General features: G+C 39.5%; 5 protein-coding genes. All 5 read right to left on the bottom strand.

Annotation, left to right across the window (positions count from 1 at the left end; genetic code table 11):
* Positions 1 to 638: 638 nt before the first annotated feature.
* The 5 genes from EUBHAL_RS12975 to EUBHAL_RS12995 all read right to left on the bottom strand — a co-directional run bounded on the left by EUBHAL_RS12975 (position 639) and on the right by EUBHAL_RS12995 (position 4,763).
* Positions 639 to 1,058 (bottom strand): cupin domain-containing protein, encoded by a 420-nt coding sequence (locus EUBHAL_RS12975; RefSeq protein WP_044923545.1) that lies wholly within the window; start codon positions 1,056 to 1,058, stop codon positions 639 to 641.
* Between the two features lie 165 nt (positions 1,059 to 1,223).
* Positions 1,224 to 1,688, bottom strand: a complete 465-nt coding sequence (gene rpiB / locus EUBHAL_RS12980; protein ID WP_005350812.1) for a ribose 5-phosphate isomerase B — start codon at positions 1,686 to 1,688, stop codon at positions 1,224 to 1,226.
* Between the two features lie 96 nt (positions 1,689 to 1,784).
* The gene (locus EUBHAL_RS12985; RefSeq protein WP_005350816.1) at positions 1,785 to 3,338 is read right to left on the bottom strand and encodes an FGGY-family carbohydrate kinase; all 1,554 of its coding nucleotides are present in this window, start codon (positions 3,336 to 3,338) and stop codon (positions 1,785 to 1,787) included.
* Between the two features lie 102 nt (positions 3,339 to 3,440).
* Positions 3,441 to 3,878 (bottom strand): RpiB/LacA/LacB family sugar-phosphate isomerase, encoded by a 438-nt coding sequence (locus EUBHAL_RS12990; RefSeq protein ID WP_005350831.1) that lies wholly within the window; start codon positions 3,876 to 3,878, stop codon positions 3,441 to 3,443.
* Between the two features lie 90 nt (positions 3,879 to 3,968).
* On the bottom strand, positions 3,969 to 4,763 hold the full coding sequence (locus tag EUBHAL_RS12995; protein ID WP_005350840.1) for an HAD-IIA family hydrolase: 795 nt from the start codon (positions 4,761 to 4,763) through the stop codon (positions 3,969 to 3,971).
* Positions 4,764 to 4,968 lie beyond the last annotated feature (205 nt).

Genomic DNA, 4,968 nt, shown 5'->3' on the forward strand with positions numbered 1-4,968 from the left:
TGCAGGTTGAATAACTCGCTTACACACGCTCGTATCCAAACCTTGCTCCGAGGCCACAAATATAGGTTATTTTATTTACTGAGAGCTGTCTTTGGCTGCCTATTCAAACTCAGAATTTATTTTGAGAAAGATTTGAGGGAGACTTCAACGGGTTGTGATTTTTTGAGGGATTGAAATACTGGAGGACTGACACTTATCTTATCATTTTAAATCATTTGATATTATAACTATCTTTGGAAAATTTCTGGGATTTAGCCATTCGCCTTATAACTTTTTTGCTTTCTTTAGAGCGTGCTTACCACAAATTACTTTGTTTTTTCAAAAAATAAATTTATAAACACACTCTAGAAAGTAGTGACCATAAATAACTATACGATTATGGCACTGGTTCAAGTGTCAATCCTATAGAATTTCATTTCCCGGAACTTCTACATATTCTGTCCTCTTCCCCAAATCTCTCCGACTGATTTTCTGAGCTGTCAATGCACAGAACTCCTGAAGCTAAATAAAGCATATTTGTGGCCTCGGAGCAAGGTTTGGATGTGAGCGCTTTAAGCGAACATTCAAACCGCAGCGACTAAAGTCACAAATATGCTTTATTTAGCTTCAGGAGTTCGTCTGCTCCGCAGCTTCACAAATCAGAATTCTGTTTCCATCCACTTTTGGGCTTCTTCATCCATCGGGACGAGTTCTTTGTCATTAATCGATGGTTCTTTTACAAAGATCATTTTCGTTCCGGCTTCTGCCTTCTGAACATAAGTTGTTCCCGGAAATGTAACGAAGAAGTCTCCTGCGTGATATTCATAAATTTCTCTCGTATCTAAGTCCATATACTGAGTTCTGCCGGAGATAACATAGGCATACTCTTTTGCTACGGAGTGTCTGTGTGCTGGCTCGCCAGTGAATTTATCATAGACGGTCAGACCCATCTCTGTAGTCTCTGACTTTACAAAAGGGATATGCTGTGGTCTCTTTAAGTTTCCGACAAAGTACTGTCTTCTCTCGGTTTCAAATGCTTCTGCTATTTCTTCTGCTTTGATTGTCATAAAACGACTCATAATCTTCCTCCGTGGCTATGTAGCCATAAATTCTTTCTTTTTTATAAAAGTACTCAGAGTAGAAGTACCTGAAAATCTCTATAAATAAAAATCTTAAAATAGTGTTAAAGCGTGTTCGAAAACTACTTCTTCAAACACGCTCTAAAATAGAATTAAGATATTTTTCTATTTATTATACTTTGCTGCTTCTTCCTCAATCATATTCACTCGTCTCTCATGACGGCCGCTTCCGATATATTCTGCATCAAGCCATGCATCTACGATTGCTTTTGCCATTTCGCTTCCAACGATTCTTGCACCGAATGCAATGATGTTTGCATTGTTGTGTTCTTTTGTGAGTCTTGCAGATACCGGCTCACTTACAACTGCTGCACGAACTCCATTTACTTTGTTGGCTGCGATGGAGATACCGATTCCTGTTCCACAGATTAAAACACCTGCATCTACTTCACCGCTTGCAACAGCATTACCTACTTTTGCCCCGTAGACTGGGTAATCGCAGCTTTCGGAAGAATCTGTTCCGTAGTTCACTACTTTGTAGCCTTTTTCTTCAAGATATGCTTTGATTTCATTTTTCAGGTCTACTGCTGCGTGATCATTACCGATACCAATTACTTTTACTTCTGACATAGTTAATCCTCCAAGTTAAAATCTAATATACCCGCGAAGCATACAGGTAACGTATCCTCCGCGGGCTTATTAGTTATTTACAATATTAATATAATACTATTTTTTGTTGTTATGGTCTACTGTTTTATGTACAATTTCTCTCATCTGTGGCCATGTTTCCATGTATCTATCCATATAGAACTGATACTCTTTGTGTGCTTCCATGTTAGGGATATACTCTTTATCTACACGGATCATGCTGTCTGCTGCTTCCCAGAAGTTAGGGTAAATACCAACACCAACTGCTGCGATGATACAGTCACCAAGACATCCTGCACTCTGGCTCTCTACTGTTGTGTACATTGGAACACCGATGATGTCAGCATGCATCTGCATCCAGAAATCAGACTGTGCTAAACCACCACAAGCGTAGATTTCTTTTACATCATATCCAGCTTTCTTCATGCTGACGATACAGTGATTTGCACCGTAAGCAACACCTTCATATACGGCTCTTGCCAGGTGAGCAGGTGTTGTACCAATGGATAAGCCCCAGAACATTCCTCTTGCCTTGGAATCTGCATAAGGAGCTCTGTTACCCTGGAAATAATCCATCATAACAAGACCATCACATCCGATAGGTACTTCAGATGCTTTTTCTGTGATGAGATCATAAATATTCATGTTACGGTTTACTGCTTCCTGCATCCATGCTGCTGGAAGTAAGTTATTCTTAAACCATGTCAGGATAGACCCTGCTGCTGTCTGTCCACCCTCTAAAAGACTGGTTCCATCATACATACAGTTCGGATATGTTCCGTTTACACCGTCTACATGGAATTCTTCTTCGGAAAGACCTAACAGACAGGTAGATGTTCCACCAATTAATGTCATACCGTTTGGTCTTACACCACCAACGCCAAACATACATGCATTACAGTCTGCTGTACCTTCTACTACAACTGTCTTTTTGCTAAGACCAAAGATTTCTGCAGCTTCTGCACTGATATTACCAACAACTTCTCCTACTTTTAATACTGGTTCTGGGAACTTATCAACAACATCATCAAGTCCTACTGCATTATAGAAGTCTACTGGATATCCGCCATTTTTATCATCATAATTCCAACGGAATGCTGCAACGGACATACTTACTGTTTTTCTTCCTGTAAGCTTCCAGTTCAGCCAGTCTTCAAATTCCATGATTGTCTTAGTTTTTGCCCAGTTTTCAGGCTCGTTCTTCTTAACCCACATACACTTTGGAACCATAGTGTCTGCTCTAAATCCTGGTTTATAGAACTTCGTTGCATCATATTCTTCGCGAATAGTATCGATGAAGGATGCTTCTTCTGTCGCACGAACATCCATCCAGAGAATCGGCGGACGTACAGAAGTATCATTCTCATCTAAGTACACTAATGTGTTTGTTGTAGCATCACAGGTAATCGCTGCGATATTATCTGCTGCAATACCAGCCTTCTTGATACACTCAGGAATTGCTTTCTTTAATGCCTCAAACCATTCGTAATCGCTCTGCTCTGCCCATCCATTTTTAGGATAAGTAGTTCCATACTCTGCAACAGCATACGCACGATTCTGTCCTCTGAAATCGAATAACGCTACTCGTACACTACCGGTTCCTGCATCAATACCCATTAAATATTCTGCCATTTTGTAACTCCTTTCATCATTAAAGCATACTTTCTATGCTATATTGTTTTACCCAATACCCACTCTTATTTTTCAACTCAAGCGCATGTAAGATCTGATAGATTATTCTTCATTTTCAAAGTCAATGATTCTCTGTACTTTTGCAACAGATCTGCAGTTAGGATCCCATTCTACAGAAAGATATTCTTTAACAAGCTGTTTTGCAAGTTCGATTCCGATAACCTGTGAACCCATAGTAATAATGTTTGCATGATTAGAAAGCTGTGCTCTCTGAGCCTGGTATACATCATGAATACATGCAGCATAAGCTCCTTTTACTTTGTTTGCTGCAATAGAAACACCAATACCTGTTCCACAAACAATAATTCCTCTATCGTATTCTTTTGCTGCTACAGCTTTTGCTACTTCGATTGCTGTATTAGCATAGATAGGATCATCGCTTCCTAAATCTGCTACTTCATGTCCAAGACCTTTTACATACTCCATTAACTGTAATTTAAATTCTGTTGCGTTAGGGTCACATCCAAATACTATTTTCATTTTTAATTCTCCTTTTTCCGCAGAAAATCTGCTTTTTTATTTAATATTTTATACTATAAATTCTCTGGAATCAATTAGCAAAAGATTATCTTATAAATATCTTCTCATTTCACCTAAAGAATCATAAATACAAGTCGGTTCTACATCAGATTCTGCTACAGTCTGCATATCCGCCTCACCAGTTAAAACGAGGAATCCTTTTGCTCCATTGTTAACACCTGTTGCCACATCTGTGTATAAACGGTCACCCACAAATGCCATCTCTTCTGCTTTATATCCAGTGATTTCTGCAACCATATCCACAGTCTCTTTCCATGGCTTTCCAAGGAAACGAGGCTTCACTCCTGTTGAATCTGTGATCAGGCTGCACATTGCTCCACAGTCTGGCATAAATCCGTATTCCGTTGGGCAGTTGGTATCCATATGCGTTGCGATAAAAGGAACACCATTCCTTACATAATGACAGATTCTGTCTAACTTATGATAAGTTAATGTCGTATCAAAGCTCTGTACCGCTACATCAGGATCTTCTTCCACAAGATGAATTCCTTTTTCTTTCCAGTTTTCTTCAAGAACAGGGGTACCATTTAAATAAACCTTTGCTCCCGGATAATTCACTTTCAAAAACTCTGCACATACATCTCCGGCTGTTACTACCTTGCTCTCATCTACATCCAAGCCCAGTTTATGAAGCTTCTCCACATAAACAGATGGAACACGGGAAGCATTATTTGTAAAGAAAATATAATCTCTGTCTTCAGAAGCATCTACCTCGTGTATGAAGTCCAGCGCTCCATCAATCATGTGATTTCCTAAATATACTGTTCCGTCCATATCAAGGACAAATAGTTTAACGCCTTTTAATGCGTCTTCCTTTTTCTGCATAAAATCTACCTCTTACCTGTTATATACACTCCCTGAATCTTTATATCTAACTTTTTCAAGTCGAACGTCCGTGAGACTTGGCGCGTGATTCTGGTCAGCGAAGCTGACATGTTCCTATCAGAATCACTGCGCATCCTCGCGGAGCGTTTATCTCAGTCGGGAATTGGACTCCCACTGAGACAAATTTGCTATTACTCACCACCTG

It is taken from the genome of Anaerobutyricum hallii DSM 3353 (assembly GCF_000173975.1).
In the GTDB taxonomy this organism is placed as follows: domain Bacteria; phylum Bacillota; class Clostridia; order Lachnospirales; family Lachnospiraceae; genus Anaerobutyricum; species Anaerobutyricum hallii.

Excerpts from the sequence above, each read along its gene's own strand:
- EUBHAL_RS12975 (WP_044923545.1), bottom strand. The coding sequence starts at position 1,058 with ATGAGTCGTTTTATGACAATCAAAGCAGAAGAAATAGCAGAAGCATTT.
- rpiB (WP_005350812.1), bottom strand. The coding sequence starts at position 1,688 with ATGTCAGAAGTAAAAGTAATTGGTATCGGTAATGATCACGCAGCAGTA.
- EUBHAL_RS12985 (WP_005350816.1), bottom strand. The coding sequence starts at position 3,338 with ATGGCAGAATATTTAATGGGTATTGATGCAGGAACCGGTAGTGTACGA.
- EUBHAL_RS12990 (WP_005350831.1), bottom strand. The coding sequence starts at position 3,878 with ATGAAAATAGTATTTGGATGTGACCCTAACGCAACAGAATTTAAATTA.
- EUBHAL_RS12995 (WP_005350840.1), bottom strand. The coding sequence starts at position 4,763 with ATGCAGAAAAAGGAAGACGCATTAAAAGGCGTTAAACTATTTGTCCTT.